General features: G+C 67.6%; 15 protein-coding genes. 10 read left to right on the top strand and 5 right to left on the bottom strand.

Annotation, left to right across the window (positions count from 1 at the left end; translation table 11 throughout):
* Nucleotides 1-91: 91 nt before the first annotated feature.
* A complete protein-coding gene (locus AC1RDS_RS07255; protein WP_287878315.1) occupies nucleotides 92-793 on the top strand; it encodes a response regulator in 702 nt (233 codons plus the stop codon).
* Complete coding sequence (locus AC1RDS_RS07260; RefSeq protein WP_287878313.1) at nucleotides 790-2,220, top strand: sensor histidine kinase; 1,431 nt, start codon at nucleotides 790-792, stop codon at nucleotides 2,218-2,220. The genes AC1RDS_RS07255 and AC1RDS_RS07260 overlap by 4 nt, the downstream gene beginning before the upstream one ends.
* Nucleotides 2,221-2,262: 42 nt before the next feature.
* Here AC1RDS_RS07260 and AC1RDS_RS07265 read toward each other — a convergent pair whose 3' ends face one another.
* Nucleotides 2,263-3,363, bottom strand: a complete 1,101-nt coding sequence (locus AC1RDS_RS07265) for an alkene reductase (protein WP_092697282.1) — start codon at nucleotides 3,361-3,363, stop codon at nucleotides 2,263-2,265.
* A gap of 266 nt (nucleotides 3,364-3,629) precedes the next feature.
* On the opposite strand from AC1RDS_RS07265, the gene AC1RDS_RS07270 reads away from it, so the two are divergent.
* Nucleotides 3,630-4,883, top strand: coding sequence for a YbfB/YjiJ family MFS transporter (locus tag AC1RDS_RS07270; protein ID WP_092697402.1), 1,254 nt, complete (start codon nucleotides 3,630-3,632; stop codon nucleotides 4,881-4,883).
* A 303-nt stretch (nucleotides 4,884-5,186) separates the two neighbouring features.
* On the opposite strand, the gene AC1RDS_RS07275 is transcribed toward AC1RDS_RS07270, so the two are convergent.
* A complete protein-coding gene (locus tag AC1RDS_RS07275) occupies nucleotides 5,187-5,444 on the bottom strand; it encodes a YkgJ family cysteine cluster protein (RefSeq protein WP_092697283.1) in 258 nt (85 codons plus the stop codon).
* Between the two features lie 72 nt (nucleotides 5,445-5,516).
* Nucleotides 5,517-6,110 (bottom strand): NADPH-dependent FMN reductase, encoded by a 594-nt coding sequence (locus AC1RDS_RS07280; RefSeq protein ID WP_092697284.1) that lies wholly within the window; start codon nucleotides 6,108-6,110, stop codon nucleotides 5,517-5,519.
* A 175-nt stretch (nucleotides 6,111-6,285) separates the two neighbouring features.
* On the opposite strand from AC1RDS_RS07280, the gene mnmG reads away from it, so the two are divergent.
* From mnmG to AC1RDS_RS07310, 6 genes are all read left to right on the top strand, one after another.
* Nucleotides 6,286-8,268 carry a tRNA uridine-5-carboxymethylaminomethyl(34) synthesis enzyme MnmG gene (gene mnmG, locus AC1RDS_RS07285; protein ID WP_348682785.1) on the top strand — a complete coding sequence of 661 codons (1,983 nt, stop codon included), beginning with the start codon at nucleotides 6,286-6,288 and terminating at the stop codon, nucleotides 8,266-8,268.
* Complete coding sequence (rsmG, locus tag AC1RDS_RS07290) at nucleotides 8,265-8,942, top strand: 16S rRNA (guanine(527)-N(7))-methyltransferase RsmG (RefSeq protein WP_092697286.1); 678 nt, start codon at nucleotides 8,265-8,267, stop codon at nucleotides 8,940-8,942. The genes mnmG and rsmG overlap by 4 nt, the downstream gene beginning before the upstream one ends.
* 113 nt (nucleotides 8,943-9,055) lie before the next feature.
* On the top strand, nucleotides 9,056-9,670 hold the full coding sequence (locus AC1RDS_RS07295; RefSeq protein WP_348682786.1) for a LysE family transporter: 615 nt from the start codon (nucleotides 9,056-9,058) through the stop codon (nucleotides 9,668-9,670).
* Nucleotides 9,671-9,694: 24 nt separating this feature from the next.
* The gene (locus tag AC1RDS_RS07300; protein ID WP_303836539.1) at nucleotides 9,695-10,507 is read left to right on the top strand and encodes a ParA family protein; all 813 of its coding nucleotides are present in this window, start codon (nucleotides 9,695-9,697) and stop codon (nucleotides 10,505-10,507) included.
* A 34-nt stretch (nucleotides 10,508-10,541) separates the two neighbouring features.
* Nucleotides 10,542-11,081 (top strand): RBBP9/YdeN family alpha/beta hydrolase, encoded by a 540-nt coding sequence (locus AC1RDS_RS07305; RefSeq protein ID WP_303836541.1) that lies wholly within the window; start codon nucleotides 10,542-10,544, stop codon nucleotides 11,079-11,081.
* 5 nt (nucleotides 11,082-11,086) lie between these two features.
* Nucleotides 11,087-12,076, top strand: a complete 990-nt coding sequence (locus AC1RDS_RS07310; RefSeq protein WP_303836542.1) for a ParB/RepB/Spo0J family partition protein — start codon at nucleotides 11,087-11,089, stop codon at nucleotides 12,074-12,076.
* A 208-nt stretch (nucleotides 12,077-12,284) separates the two neighbouring features.
* On the opposite strand, the gene AC1RDS_RS07315 is transcribed toward AC1RDS_RS07310, so the two are convergent.
* Both AC1RDS_RS07315 and AC1RDS_RS07320 read right to left on the bottom strand, forming a co-directional pair.
* Nucleotides 12,285-12,905, bottom strand: coding sequence for a flavin reductase family protein (locus AC1RDS_RS07315; protein ID WP_303836543.1), 621 nt, complete (start codon nucleotides 12,903-12,905; stop codon nucleotides 12,285-12,287).
* A gap of 180 nt (nucleotides 12,906-13,085) precedes the next feature.
* On the bottom strand, nucleotides 13,086-13,970 hold the full coding sequence (locus AC1RDS_RS07320; RefSeq protein ID WP_303836544.1) for an AraC family transcriptional regulator: 885 nt from the start codon (nucleotides 13,968-13,970) through the stop codon (nucleotides 13,086-13,088).
* 65 nt (nucleotides 13,971-14,035) lie between these two features.
* Here AC1RDS_RS07320 and AC1RDS_RS07325 point away from each other — a divergent pair, with 65 nt between their 5' ends.
* Nucleotides 14,036-15,301 (top strand): MFS transporter, encoded by a 1,266-nt coding sequence (locus AC1RDS_RS07325; RefSeq protein WP_348682787.1) that lies wholly within the window; start codon nucleotides 14,036-14,038, stop codon nucleotides 15,299-15,301.
* Nucleotides 15,302-15,345: the final 44 nt, after the last annotated feature.

Consider the following 15,345-nt stretch of genomic DNA (forward strand, 5'->3'; position numbering starts at 1 on the left):
CCTCCGTTTATCGTTGTGCCTGCCTGACCGCCGCCTGACCTGGGCCCTGCGTAAAAATGCGTATCCCCATTACCCGAGTGCCCCCGCGCCCATGCGAATCCTGGTTGTAGAAGACGATGCCGTGCTGCGTGGTGTGATGCTGCGCAGCCTCACCGATGCAGGGCACCGGGTGGATGCCGCCGCCAGCGTGGCCGAGGCCCAGCACTTCTGGCGGGTACAAACCTTCGATGCCGTGCTGCTGGACCTGACCTTGCCGCTGGACGCTGTACCGGACAGCCTGATGGGCAGCGGCCTCACGGCGCTGCGCATGGCGCGTGCGCGCGGCGACCGCACGCCGGTCCTGGTGTTGACGGCCCGCGACCGTACCGATGAGCGCATCGCCGGGCTCGATGCGGGGGCCGACGACTACCTGGGCAAGCCGTTCGATCTGGCCGAAGTGGAGGCCCGGCTGCGTGCCCTGGTGCGGCGCACCCAGGGCACCGGCGATCGCACCGCGGCGGGCGCACTGGTGCTGGACCGGCGCGCCCGCCGCTTCACGCTGCATGGCACGCTGCTGGAGTTGCCGGCGCGTGAGTTCGAGGTGCTGTGGGAGCTGATGACGCCGCCGGGCCATGTGGTCAGCAAGCGCAAGCTGTCCGACAAGCTGTCCAGCTTTGATGATTCCCTGGGGGACAATGCGCTCGAGGCCTTTATCTCGCGCCTGCGCAAGAAACTGGCCGGCAGCGCCGTCAGCATCCGCACCTTGCGCGGGCTGGGCTACATGCTGGAAGCAGACCCGTTGACCACGCCATGAGCCGGCCTGCCGATCCACCCCGGCCTTTGGCCCCTCTGGACCCGTTGCCCGTGCCGCCCGCACCCTCGTTGCGCGCGCGGCTGCTGCGCCACGTGCTGCTGCCGCTGGGCCTGACCTGGCTGGCGGGCACGGTGGCATCGGTGCTGGTGGCCAACAGCTTCACGCAGCGGGCGTTCGACCGCTCCTTGCTCGACGATGCGTATGCCGTGGCCACCAATGTGCGGGTGGTGGACGATCAACTCGCTTTCACGTTGTCGGTCCGCGAGATCAAGGCGGTGCTGTTCGACCAGGCGGAGACGGTGTACTTTGCGGTGTTGCGCCCTGACGGCTCGGTGCTGGCGGGTTGGTCCGATCTGCCGGTGTCGCCCCCGCGCGGAGACGACGTCTATCGCTTTTCCGACATCCAATACCACGGCCGCTCGCTGCGCGCCGTGCGCCTGCAGCGGACCACGCCGCAGCCCTTCGAGGTGGTGACGGCCCAGACCGTGCTGGGACGCAGCGCCATGCTGCGCAGCGTGCTCCTGTATTCGGTGGTTTCGCAGCTGCTGCTGTTGCTGGTGCTGGCCGTGTGGCTGCGGCGGGCCATTCAGCGCGACCTGCAGCCCCTGGCGGACTTTCAGCATGCGCTGGACCGGCGCGATGTGCGCGACCTGGCGTCCGTGCCCGTGGATGCCTCCACACGTGATGTGCAGCGCCTGGGCGCCTCGGTGAACGACCTGCTCGACCGCGTGGCCCAGGGCGTGCAGGCGCAGCGGGAATTTGCCGGCAACGTGGCGCACGAGCTGCGCACGCCGCTGGCGGGCATCCGCGCCCTGGCCAGTTACGGCCTGGCGCAGAAGGATCCCGCCGTCTGGCGGGAGCAGCTGGCGGGCATCGTGGACAGCCAGGCGCGCGCCAGCCACCTGGTGGACCAGTTGCTGGCCCTGGCCCTGGCCGATGAGGCGCGCCACGCCATCCCGCGCGGGGCGGTGGCGCTCCATGAACTGGTGCGCAACGCGGTCCTGCATTTCCTGCCCCGGGCCGATGCGGCCGGCGTGGACCTGGGCGCGGTTGGCCTGGACGAGCCGGTGATGGTGCAAGGGCAGGCGGTGCTGATCGAAGGGGTGCTCAACAACCTCATTGACAACGCGCTGCGCTATGGCAAGCCCGCCGCAGGCGGCGTGCCGCGTGTGACCGTGGCGTTGTCGCATGAGGGCGCCAGGGTGGTGCTGTCCGTGACCGACAACGGGCCCGGCCTGCCGGCCCGGCACCAGGAAGTGCACCAGCGCTGGGTGCAGGGCCAGGAGGGCAAGCGCCTGGGACAGGGTGCCGGTCTGGGCCTGGCCATTGTGGCGCGCTACGCGGAGTTGCTGGGCGCGCACCACGAATTCGTGCCCGGCCCAGGGGGCGTGGGCCTGTGCGCACGACTGGTGCTGTCGGCCGCCTGAACCGGGCGGCTGCGGACGAAGCCGGTCCCGGTCCCGAAAACTTCAGTAGAGGGTGGGGTAATCGGTGTAGCCGGCGGCACCGCCACCATAGAAGGTGGTGCTGTCGGGTGCGTTCAGGGGCGCGTTCTTTTCCAGCCGGGCCACCAGGTCGGGGTTGGCAATGAAAGGTCGGCCAAAGGCCACGATGTCGGCGCCGGCGGCCACGGCGGCTTCGGCCAGGGGGCGGTCGTAGGCATTGTTCACCATCCAGGCCCCCTTGCCGCCGGCCTTGCGGTACACGGCCTTGAGGGCGGCATAGTCAAAGGGACGGTCGGGCAGTTCACGGGGGCCGCCGGTGGCCCCTTCGACGATGTGCACATAGGCCAGCCCGAGCGGCGCGAGCTGGGCCAGCAGGTAGTCGAACAGCTGCTGGGGGTTGTCGTCCACGATGTCGTTGGCGGGGGTGACGGGCGACAGGCGGATGCCGGTGCGGCCGCCGCCGATTTCATCGACGATGGCGCGCACCACTTCCAGCGTGAGCCGGGCGCGGTTCCTGATGCTGCCGCCATAGTCGTCGGTACGCCGGTTGGCGCCGGTCTTCAGGAACTGGTCGAGCAGGTAACCGTTGGCGCCGTGGATCTCCACGCCATCAAAGCCGCAGGCGATGGCGTTGCGTGCAGCATGGCGATAGTCCTGCACGATGCCGGGCAGCTCGCTCAGGTCGAGCGCGCGGGGCATGGAGGTGTCGGTGTAGGTGGGCACGCCGTCCTTGATCAGCACGGTCTTGGCCTTGGCGCGAATGGCCGAGGGCGCCACCGGGGCCGCGTTGCCGGGCTGCAGGTCGGTGTGCGAGATGCGGCCCACATGCCACAGCTGCACCACGATCTTGCCGTCGGCCGCATGCACGGCGCTGGTCACGCGCTTCCAGCCGTCGAGCTGCTCGGTGCCATACAGGCCGGGCACGTCGGCATAGCCCTGGCCCTGGGGGCTGATGGCGGTGGCCTCGGTGATCAGCAGGCCGGCGCTGGCGCGCTGCGTGTAGTAGGTGGCCATGAGCGGCGTGGGAATGGCGTCGGGTGCGCGGTTGCGCGTGAGCGGCGCCATGGCGATGCGGTTGGCCAGTTGCAGGTCACCGGCCTGGACGGGTTCGAACAAGGAGGGCATGAAAAGCTTTCGTCGCAATGGGAAGAGGGGATTTGCATGGAGGCAAGTTCACGCTCAAGGGTACTGCAGTGCCGCACTTGCTGCAGTATGCGGCGGGCAGCACGGTAAAGCCATTGTGTGCTATCTGCGCTACCGCAAAAGAATCTGGTTTTTCTAAAATGATAGCTTCATGTGCTTTGTACGTAATGGTTTGAGACTGTTTTTGATTGATATTTGATATGGGGCACCGACAGGCCGCAGCCGTGCCCGCAGGCACAATCAGTGCCATGGAGACAAACCATATAAGAAGCCTGCAAGGCTTGCGCGCCCATCCGGTGGGCGTGGTGCTGGCGCTGTCGCTGGGTGCGGCCGTTTCGCTGGGTATCACGCGCTTTGCCTATGCCCTGCTGCTGCCCGTGATGCGCGAGGACTTGGGCTGGACCTACACCCTGGCCGGGGCCATGAACACTTTCAATGCGCTGGGTTATCTGCTGGGTGCTCTGGTCGCACCCGCGCTGCTGCGGCGCCTGGCGCCCGGTACCTTGCTGCTGTGGGGTGCGGTGCTGGCCACGCTGTTCATGGCCTTGAGCGGCTTCTTTGTCGAGGCCGCCCCGCTGCTGCTGCAGCGTCTGCTGGCGGGCGTGGCCAGTGCCGTGATCTTTATTGCCGGCGGGCTGATGGCGGCGCGCCTGGGCGCCCTGGACGTGGGCCGCAGTGGCCTGCTGCTGGGCCTGTATTACGGTGGCGTGGGCTGGGGCATCAGCGCCTCGGCCTTGCTGGTGCCGTCCGTGCTGGCATCGGCCCCGGCGCTGCACGGCTGGACCTGGGCCTGGTGGGCGCTGGCAGCCGTGTGTGCGCTGGCCACCGTGGTGCTGGTGTGGCCCGTGCGTGCGCTGCGCGTGCTGACGGCGCCGGCACCTGCGCCCGCCACTGTGGCAGGCATGGGTGTGGGTGCAAAGGCGGTTGCTGGCCCGGCTGCGCCGCCTGCGCCCGTGCCCTTGCGCGCACTGGCACCGGCCCTGCTGGGCTACACCCTGTTTGGCGTGGGCTATATCGGCTACATGACCTTTGTGGTGGCGCTGCTGCGCGAGCAGGGCATGGCCAGCGGCACCGTGACGCTGTTTTATGCCCTGCTGGGGCTGGCGGTGGTGTTGTCGTCGCGTGTCTGGGCGGGTTTGCTGGACCGCAGCCGCGGCGGGCAGGCGCTGGCCCTCCTCAACGGCCTGCTGGGCGCGGCCACGCTGCTGCCGGCGCTGACCTCGGCCTGGCCCGTGGTGATGGCATCGGGCCTGTTGTTTGGCGGGGTCTTCCTGGCCGTGGTGGCCTCTACTACGGCGCTGGTGCGCCACAACCTGCCGCCGGCGCAGTGGGCCGGTGGCATCAGTGCGTTCACCGTCGTGTTTGCTGTCGGGCAGATCGTGGGGCCTACGGTGGTGGGCTGGATTGCCGACGGCCCCGGTGGACTGGCGCGTGGCCTCGTGTATTCGGCTGTTGCGTTGTGGCTTGGGGCGCTGGTGGCGGCGCGCCAGCGGCCGTTGTAGCTGCGTCTTGCATTTCAGCTGGCCATGGTGCTGCGCGTTCAGCGCGTAGCCTGAAACGGGGGCGTCCCAATCCAGCGGCTGCCGTGCAAGCGCTGCCTCCTCTAGGGGAAAGGTGCGAAGTGCCACCGGACCGGGGTGTTTCACTTCAACAGACCTTCGACCTTCATGGCTGCCTGCACGGCAGGGCGTCCCGCCACGCGCTCGCGGCAGGCGGCCAGGTGGGTCACAGCGGCTTCGTGCAGGGCGATGTGGGGAGAAAGGGAGCAGGCACCGGGCCTCTGGGCAGGTGCTGGCGCCCGCTTTTCACGCGGGACGGGTCTGCTCTTCCAGGCGTGCCAGGTAGCGCATGGCGTATTCCCGGTTGGAGCCGCACATTTCGGTCGAGGGCATGAGCCCGCTGCACACGGCGGGGCGCCCGGGTTGTCCGAAGATCCGGCAGCGGGCGTCGTCGCCCAGCTGGATGCAGGGCACACCCGCGGGTTTGCCTTGCGGCATGCCCGGAATGGGCGAGCTGATGGAGGGGGCGGTGCAGCAGGCGCCGCAGCCGGGGCGGCAATCCATGGATGGGTTACTCCTGTGGTGAGTGCTGCCTGTGCCTGCCATCGGGCATAGGCGCTATTTTTGCTGCAATGCTCAGGCCGCTGTGGGGTGCAGCCGCTCGGCCGCCCACAGCACCTGATCGACCACGGTGCGCACGCGGTCGCGGTGGGCCGGGTCCACCAGTGCACCCTGGTCGTCGAAGGCGCTGCCCGCCTGGCCCAGTGCAAAGGCCTGGGGTGCCAGCCAGCATTCCAGGTTGGTGAGCAGGGGTGCCAGGTGGCTTTGCGAGCGCAGGCCGCCCAGAGCACCCGGCGAGGCGCTGAGCATGCCCACTACCTTGCCCCGGAACGGCCGGGTGCCATCCTGCCAGTCAGGGTGACCTTTGACGGGGCTGGATGCCCAGTCGATGGTGTTCTTGAGCAGGGCGGTGTAGCTGCCGTTGTATTCGGGCGAGCAGATGATCCAGCCCGGGTGCTCCCACAGGATCTGCTTGAGGCGCAGCACATCGGCGGGCGTGCCCTGGGCTTCGAGGTCGGCGTTGTACAGCGGGATGTCAAAGTCGGAAAGCTCCAGCAGCGTGACCTGGGCGCCGGCATCACGCGCGATGGTGGCGGTGATCTGGGCCAGTTGGCGGTTGAAGGATTGCTGGCGGGTGCTGCCCGCGAAAACGAGGAGTTGTTGGTGCATGACGGGGATTGGAGCACAGGCCCCGGGCAGGATTCCTGCAGGCCTGTTTCACGTGAAACAGCGCCCGTGGCTGACCCGTCCCGCGACGTGGTGAACGCAAAGTGGGAAAATCGCGGGTTGCCCGCGCTGATGCAGGCGATTTGACCATTGGGCCATTGGGCCCCGGAGCGCTGCTATGTTGTACCCCCAGGAATTTGATGTGATCGTTGTCGGCGGTGGCCATGCCGGCACCGAGGCAGCGCTGGCTGCTGCGCGGATGGGCAGCAAAACGCTGCTGCTGACCCACAACATCGAGACCCTGGGGCAGATGAGCTGCAACCCCAGCATCGGCGGCATCGGCAAGGGCCACCTGGTGAAAGAGGTGGATGCGCTGGGTGGCGCCATGGCGCTGGCCACGGACGAGGGCGGCATCCAGTTCCGCATTCTCAACAGCTCCAAGGGCCCTGCCGTGCGTGCCACGCGCGCGCAGGCCGACCGCATCCTGTACAAAGCCGCCATCCGCCGCATGCTGGAAAACCAGCCCAACCTGTGGCTGTTCCAGCAGGCGGTGGACGACCTGATGGTGGAGGGCGACCGGGTGGTGGGAGCGGTGACGCAGCTAGGTATCCGTTTCCGTTCGCGCACGGTGGTGCTCACCGCAGGCACCTTCCTGGACGGCAAGATCCATGTGGGCCTGAACAACTACGCCGCCGGCCGGGCAGGGGACCCGCCCGCTGTGTCGCTGTCGGCGCGGCTCAAGGAGCTGCAACTGCCGCAGGGGCGCCTCAAGACCGGCACGCCGCCGCGCATTGACGGGCGCAGCATCGATTTTTCGAAATGCACCGAGCAACCTGGCGACGGCATGCCGGGCGGTGTGAACGAGGGCACCGTGCCCGTGTTCAGCTTCATGGCGCATGCGTACGGTGGTGCCCAAATGCACCCGCGCCAGGTGCCCTGCTGGATCACCCACACCAACGAGCGCACGCACGAGATCATCCGCAGCGGCTTTGACCGCAGCCCCATGTTCACCGGCAAGATCGAGGGCGTGGGCCCGCGCTACTGCCCGAGCGTGGAAGACAAGATCAACCGCTTCGCCGACAAGGACAGCCACCAGATCTTCCTGGAGCCCGAAGGCCTGACCACGCACGAGTTCTACCCCAACGGCATCAGCACCAGTCTGCCGTTCGACATCCAGTACGACCTGGTGCGCAGCATGCCAGGGCTGGAGAACGCGCACATCCTGCGCCCCGGCTACGCCATTGAATACGACTACTTCGACCCGCGCGCGCTGAAAAGCAGCTTCGAGACGCGGCAGATCCAGGGCCTGTTCTTCGCTGGTCAGATCAACGGCACCACCGGCTATGAAGAGGCGGCGGCGCAGGGCCTGTTTGCCGGGATCAACGCCGCGCTGCAGTGCCGGGGCGAGGCGCCCTGGCTGCCCGGCCGCGACGAGGCCTACCTGGGTGTGCTGGTGGACGACCTCATCACCAAGGGCGTGACCGAGCCCTATCGCATGTTCACCAGCCGGGCCGAGTTCCGCCTGCAACTGCGCGAGGACAACGCCGACATGCGCCTGACGGAAGCGGGTCGCCAGATGGGCCTGGTGGATGATGCACGCTGGGACGCCTTCAGCCGCAAGCGCGATGCGGTTTCACGTGAAACAGAGCGCCTCAAGACCACCTGGGTGAACCCCCGCAACCTGCCCGCAACCGAGTCTGAGCGTGTGCTGGGTAAGAGCATCGAGCACGAATACAACCTGTTTGAGCTGCTGCGCCGCCCTGATGTGGGCTACGCCAACCTGATGTCGATGGACGGTGGCAAATACGCATCGGAAGATGTTTCACGTGAAACCCTGGGCGACCTGAGCGACCCGGTGCTGGAGCAGGTGGAGATTGCCGCCAAGTACGCGGGCTACATCGATCGCCAGAAGGGCGAGGTGGAGCGCGCAGCGCATTTCGAGAAGCTGCGGCTGCCTGCCGACCTGGACTACATGCAGGTCACGGCCCTGAGCATCGAGGCCCGCCAGGTGCTCAACCGCCATCGGCCTGAAACCCTGGGCCATGCCTCGCGCATCACGGGCATCACCCCGGCGTCGATTTCGCTGCTGATGGTGCATTTGAAGAAGGGCGGGTTCAAGGACTTCACCGTGACCGCCAAGGCGGAAGGGGAAGTGGCATGACCGTAGTGACGGGTAACGACAGGCTGCATCAGCAACTGCAGGCGGGTGCCGAGGCCCTGGCCCTGGACTTGAACGAGGGCCAGATTGGCCAGTTGATGGACTTTCTGGCGCTGCTGCAGAAGTGGAACAAGGTTTACAACCTGACGGCCGTGCGCGACCCGCAGGAGATGATGACGCACCACCTGCTGGACAGCCTGGCCGCCGTGGCGCCATTGCGCCGCCATGTGGCTGCGCTGGTGGGCGAGGGCAGGGGCGCTGTGCGCCTGCTCGATGTGGGTTCGGGCGGTGGCCTGCCCGGCGTGGTGTTCGCCATCTGCTGCCCCGAGGTGGATGTGAGCTGTGTGGACACGGTGGGCAAGAAGGCCGCGTTCATCCAGCAGGCGGCAGTGGCGCTGAAACTGCGCAACCTGCATGGCGTGCACGCGCGGGTCGAGACGCTGGCCATGCCGTTCGACATCATCAGCTGTCGTGCCTTTGCCTCGTTGCCTGATTTTGTGAACTGGTCGCGCAGCGCACTGGCAGCACCCCATGGCGTCTGGCTGGCCATGAAGGGCAAGCACCCCGAGGACGAAATGGCCACCTTGCCCGCCGATGTGCAGGTGTTTCACGTGGAACAGCTCGTCGTTCCGGGCCTGGACGCCGAGCGCTGCATCATCTGGATGAAGCCAGTCTGACCGCCGGGCGCCGACTTTCGGCGGCTGGGGCAGGGCGGTCGCGTAAACTCGGCTCCTCACCTCGGGTGCATCTGTTCTGCGCACCCATCCAGCACACCGGGAGAAATCACCACATGTTTGGCATTGCAGACTACGGCGCCTTTGTTGCCGCCATTGTGTTGTTCCTGGCCATTCCGGGCCCCGGCAATCTGGCGCTCATCACCTCCACCAGCAAGGGGGGTGTGCGCGGTGGCTTGGCGGCCACCCTGGGGGTGATCGCGGGCGACCAGGTACTGATGTGGGCCGCAGTGGCCGGGGTGGCGGCCTTGCTGGCCACCTACCCCGCGGCCTTCAACGCGGTGCAATGGTTGGGCGCGGCCTACCTGGCCTGGCTGGGTTTCAAGATGCTCACGGCCAAGCCGGGCGCCCAGCCCATTCTGAACATCGAGCCACGCCACTACTTCAAGCAGGCCGGGTTGATTACCTTGCTCAACCCCAAGGCCATCGTGTTCTACATGGCGTTCTTTCCGCTGTTTGTGGACCCGGCCCGGCACCAGGGCATGCTGACCTTTGGCGTGATGGCGGCGACGGTGGCGGTGCTGACTTTCATCTACGGCTTGATCGCCGTGCTGCTCACGCACCACCTGGCCGAGCGCATGCGCGCCAACCCTTCCATCGCCCGTATGCTGGAAAAGGTCGCCGGCGTCTTTCTGATCGGCTTTGGCATCAAGCTGGCCATCTCCAAATAAATCCACACGGACTGCTGCATCCACATGGCCAAAATTTTCTGCGTTGCCAACCAGAAGGGTGGCGTTGGCAAGACCACCACCACCGTCAACCTCGCCGCCGGCCTGGCCAAGATCGGCCAGCGTGTGCTGATGGTGGATCTGGACCCGCAGGGCAACGCCACCATGGGTTCGGGCGTGGACAAGCGCAGCCTCGACCTCACGGTGTACGACGTGCTGCTCGAATCCGCCTCGGTCAAGGAAGCGGCCGTGCTGTCGGACAAGTGCGGCTACTGGGTGCTGGGCGCCAACCGCGAGCTGGCCGGTGCCGAGGTGGAACTGGTGACGCTGGAGCACCGCGAAAAGCGCCTCAAGGCCGCGCTGGCCGAGGCGGATGCCGACTTCGACTTCGTGCTCATCGACTGCCCGCCGTCCTTGAGCATGCTCACCCTCAACGGCCTGTGCAGCGCCCATGGCGTGATCGTGCCCATGCAGTGCGAATACTTTGCGCTCGAAGGGCTCACCGACCTGGTCAACACCATCAAGCAGGTGCACGCCAACCTGAATGCCGACCTGCAGATCATCGGCCTGCTGCGCGTGATGTTCGACCCGCGCATCACCTTGCAGCAGCAGGTGAGCGACCAGCTCAAGGGCCACTTTGGCGACAAGGTGTTCAACAGCGTGATCCCGCGCAACGTGCGCCTGGCCGAGGCGCCCAGCTACGGGCTGCCCGGTGTGGTGTTCGACCCGTCCGCCAAGGGCAGCCAGGCCTTTGTGGAGTTTGCGCAGGAGATGGTCGAACGCGTGCAGCGCATGTCTGCCGCAGCGAATCCCAAAGTTAAAACAGGCTCTGACGCTTGATGAATAAGCGATAGAAGCTATTGAATTGATAGTAATGAAGCCGTCCAACATCTTGCTGCTGCCCGGCTGGCAGAACTCCGGCCCCGGCCACTGGCAAAGCCTGTGGGAGGCCCGCCACGGCTACCACCGCGTGGAGCAGCACGACTGGATGCGCCCGCTGCGCGGCGACTGGTCGGCACGGCTCGAAGAGACCGTGGTCGATGCTGCAGGCCCCGTGGTGCTGGTGGCGCATAGCCTGGGCTGCATTCTGACCGCCTGGTGGGCGGCGCATTCACCCACTGCCCACCGTGTGCTGGGCGCGCTGCTGGTGGCCCCGGGCGATGTGGAGCGGCCGGACCTGGCGGCGCAGATCCACGGCTGGGCGCCCATTGCGCGCCAACCGCTGCCGTTTCCGGCCGTGCTGGTGGGCAGCCGCGACGACCCGTATTGCAGCCTGGAGCGCGCCGAAGGTCTGGCCCAGGCCTGGGGCGCACGCTTCATCGACGGTGGCGAACGCGGCCACCTCAACGCCGAATCCGGCCTTGCAGACTGGCCCGAGGGCCACGCACTGCTGCACACCCTTTTGAAAGATTGACGAACATGGTCACCAAGAAACCCAAGGGCCTCGGCCGTGGACTCGAAGCCCTGCTGGGCCCCAAGGTCGAAGAGAAAGTGGAGCAGGCCCAGGCCACCGAGGCCGGGCTGCCCAGCCGCCTGTCGCTCTCGGAGCTGGTGCCCGGCGTCTACCAGCCGCGCACGCGCATGGACGAGGGCGCGCTGTACGAGCTGGCCGAGAGCATCAAGGCCCAGGGAATCATGCAGCCGATTCTCGTTCGTCGCCTGAGCGACGAACAAGCTCGGCTGCGCCGCCAGGAACGCGCGTCGCAGGGGCCCTCCCCTGCGATGGGCGCCCTCAGCCAAGAGGGGGCGTTGTACGAAATCATCGCGGGCGAGCGGCGTTTCCGGGCGTCGCGGCTGGCGGGGCTCAACGAAGTGCCGGTGCTGGTGCGCGATGTGCCCGACGAGGCGGCCGCCGCCATGGCGCTCATCGAGAACATCCAGCGCGAAGACCTCAACCCGCTGGAAGAAGCCCAGGGCCTGCAGCGCCTGGTGCGCGAGTTCGGCCTCACGCACGAGCAGGCCGCGCAGGCCGTGGGCCGCTCGCGCAGCGCCGCCAGCAACCTGCTGCGCCTCTTGAACCTGGCCGAGCCGGTGCAGACCATGCTGATGGCCGGCGACATCGACATGGGCCATGCGCGCGCGCTGCTGGCGCTGGACCGTGCCGCGCAGATCACGGCGGGCAACCAGATCGCGGCCAGGAAGCTCTCGGTGCGCGAGGCCGAGGCCCTGGTCAAGAAGATCGGTGCCGAGTTCAACCTCGTCGCCACCCGCCCCCAGAAGGAAAAATCGCGCGACCTCAAGCGGGTGGAAGAAGAACTCTCCGACCTGCTCATGGCCGAGGTCGAGGTGCGCGTGAAAAAGCGCGTGAAACGCAATGGCCGCATGGAAGACATGGGCGAGCTGTCCATCCAGTTCGGTTCGCTGGAGGCCCTGAACGGGCTTATCGAGCGGCTGCGCGGCAACGCCTGACCCACCCATCTCATTCCCTGGCTCCGATCGGTCAGGGCATTGCGCTGGCCCTGGCCGCTTCCGCACTGGCGGCCTGGGCACCGGTAGGGGCCTGATACGGTTTCACCTTCCAATGTATGACGTCGTTGGGGTGCCTCGCCGTGCTGCAGCACTGCCTTCGGCTCTCCGCCGGGTTATCCGTTGGCATGGAAAACCGCATGGCAGCCGCTCAGCGCGGCCGGCGCATCTTGAACAGCTGCTCCGGCCCCACCGTGAAATAGTCGGCGGGGCCGCCGGCGCGCAGGATGTGGCCGGCGCCCGCCGTGTCGTACACACCGTCTTTCAGCAGCGCCTTGGCGATGTGCACGGCCACCACCTCGCCCAGCACCAGCCAGGTGGGCACCTTGGCGCCGTCGATGCCCTGCAGCTGCAGGATCTGCGTGCTGCGGCATTCAAAGGTGACGGGGCTTTCGGCCACGCGGGGCGGGCGCACTTTCTCGGAGGGCAAGGGCGTGAGCCCGGCCAGTTCGAACTCATTCACCTCGGGCGGCACGGCGGCGCAGCTCTGGTTCATGGCCTCGGCCAGTGCGCGTGTGGCCAGGTTCCACACGAACTCACCCGTGGCCTCGATGTTGCGCAGCGTGTCCTTGGCGCCAATGCTGGCAAAGCCCACGATGGGCGGCACGTAGTTGAAGGCGTTGAAGAAGCTGTAGGGGGCCAGGTTGCGCGCCCCTGCGGCATTTTGCGTGGAGATCCAGCCGATGGGTCGCGGCCCCACGATGGCATTGAACGGGTCGTGCGGCAGGCCGTGGCCCAGGCGGGGTTCGTAGGTGTGGATGTCGGTGGTCATGGGGGCAGGAGCGGTGGTTGAAAGCAGGGGTTCACGGTATCCGGGGCGCCGCGCGCGGTGCAGTCCGCAGGGATGGGCCAATCAATCGCTATGCATTGAATAGCTGATGGCCATTTGTTTACAAGCAGTGCCGAGTAAAACATTTCAAATTTCCGGGCAAACGATGGGCCGCGGCGCCGCTCACCGCGCTGCCCCCAGAAACCGCCCCGGCGGCTGGCCCACCGATTTGCGCACCATGGCGCTGAAGGCGCTCGGGCTGTAGCCCAGCTCGGCGGCGATCTGGCCCATGGGCATGCGGCCGGCGGCCAGCGACACGGCCTTGGCCAATATCACCTGCTGGCGCCACTGCGTGAAGGTGCTGGCGAGTTCGGTGCGGAACAACCGCGCCACCGTGCGCGGGCTGGCGCCGGTGTCCTGGGCCCAGGCGCTCAGGGTTTCATGGCGCGTGGGGTCGGCCAGCACCGCCTCGCACAGGTGGCGCAGGCGCTTGTCGTGGGGCAGGTCCACGCCCAGTTTCACGGCGGCGGCGCGGCGCAGCTCGCCCAGCACCAGGGCGTTCAGGTGGCGCTCGCGGGTGCGTTCGTCGGGGGTGAGGGTGGGGCCGTCGTCGGGCGTGGACGGCAGCTCGCGCACCAGCGCGCGCAGCAGGTCGGACACCTCCAGCACGCGGCACTGGCGCCAGGCGGCCTCTTCGTGGCGCGGCACACCGGGGCCGCAGCGCCCGCGCGGCTGGTAGAAATACAGCGTGCGCAGGTCGGCGTCCTCCACCATGGTCACGGCATGTTCCACGCCGGGTGGAATCCACAGCGCGCGCGAGGGCGGCGCGATGTAGGTGCCCCGGTCCACCGTGAGCCGGATCACGCCCGTGGTCGAGATCGCCACCTGCGCCCAGGGGTGGCTGTGCGGCATCACCTGCGTGTCGGCCGCCAGCAGGCGCACCTTGGCGCGCACCGGGCGCTCGGCCGTGGGCACGAACAGGTGCGGCGTGAGCAACTTCACATACGACAGCGCGCGCTGCGGGCGCGGTGGCGGGGCGGTGTCGGCGGGTGTGGCTGCTTTTGGCATGTTAGCGATAAAAATTGGCACGCTATCGTAAACCTGCCGCGCGGGTCTTGCCTAAGATCAGGGCCATGACCCCCATTTCCCCTGGCGCCGCGAGCGCCGTCCCTCTGCGGCAGGACGCCCGCACCATCGGCCTCATCGGCCTGGCGCACGGCAGTTCGCACTTCTTTCACATGCTGCTGCCACCGCTGTTTCCGTGGCTGATCGGCGAGTTCGGCTTCAGCTATTCCGAGCTGGGCCTGCTGGTGTCGGTGTTCTTCGTGGTGTCGGGCGTGGGCCAGGCGCTGTCGGGCTTTCTGGTGGACCGCGTGGGCGCGCGGCCAGTGCTGTTCTTTGCGCTGACCAGCTTTGCCGCCGCCGGCCTGGTGGCGGGTACGGCGCAGGGCTACACGGGCCTGTTGCTGGCGGCGGCGCTGGCGGGCCTGGGCAATGCGCCGTTCCATCCGGTGGACTTCACCATCCTCAACAAGCGCGTGTCGCCGCAGCGCCTGGGCCATGGCTTTTCGGTGCACGGCATCAGCGGCAACCTGGGCTGGGCCACGGCACCGGTGTTCATGGCGGGCATCGCCACGGCCACGGGCTCGTGGCGCGCGGCCTGCCTGTGCGGCGCACTGCTGGCCCTGCTGGTGCTGGCCGTCATGGTCTGGAACCGCGCTGCGCTCGACGACCGCCAGGGCGTCTGGGCGCACGAGGCCAAGGGCGGCGTCGGTGCCGCGGTGGACGAGCACCCCATGGCCTTCCTCAAGCTGCCCTCGGTGTGGCTGTGTTTTTCGTTCTTTTTCTGGAGCACCTGCGCCCTGAGCGCCATCCAGAGCTTTGCCAGCCCCGCGCTGCAAAGCATGTACGGCCTGCCGCTCAGCGTGACGGCCCTGGTCGTCACCGGCTACATGCTGTGCGGCGCGGCGGGCATGGTGGTGGGCGGCTTTCTGGTGGGCCGCGTGGCGCGGCTGGAGAAGGTGATCTCGGTCTGCCTGCTGGCCTCGGCCGCCTTGCTGGTGCTGGTGGGCACGGGCTGGCTGCCCGGCATGGCGGCGGTGGTGGTGGCCGCGCTGGCTGGCGTAGGCACCGGGTTGGCGAGCCCGTCGCGCGATATGCTCATCAAGCGCGCCGCCCCGCCGGGCGCCACGGGCCGCGTGTATGGCACGGTGTATTCGGGGCTGGACCTGGGTTTTTGCCTGGCCGCCCCGGTGTTTGGCGCCCTGCTGGACCGGGGCATGATCTCGGGCATCTTCTATGGCTCGGCCATCACGCTGGCACTGAGCGTGGTGTCTGCCGCGCTGGTGGGTGCGGGCGTGGCGTCGCGGTCGCGGCGGCTGGCCACTGCGGTCGCCTGATCCACCCAGCAGGGATCCATCCGTCCCGGGCGCTCTCCCTGCAT

Source organism: Acidovorax sp. GW823-FHT02H02 (assembly GCF_058797075.1).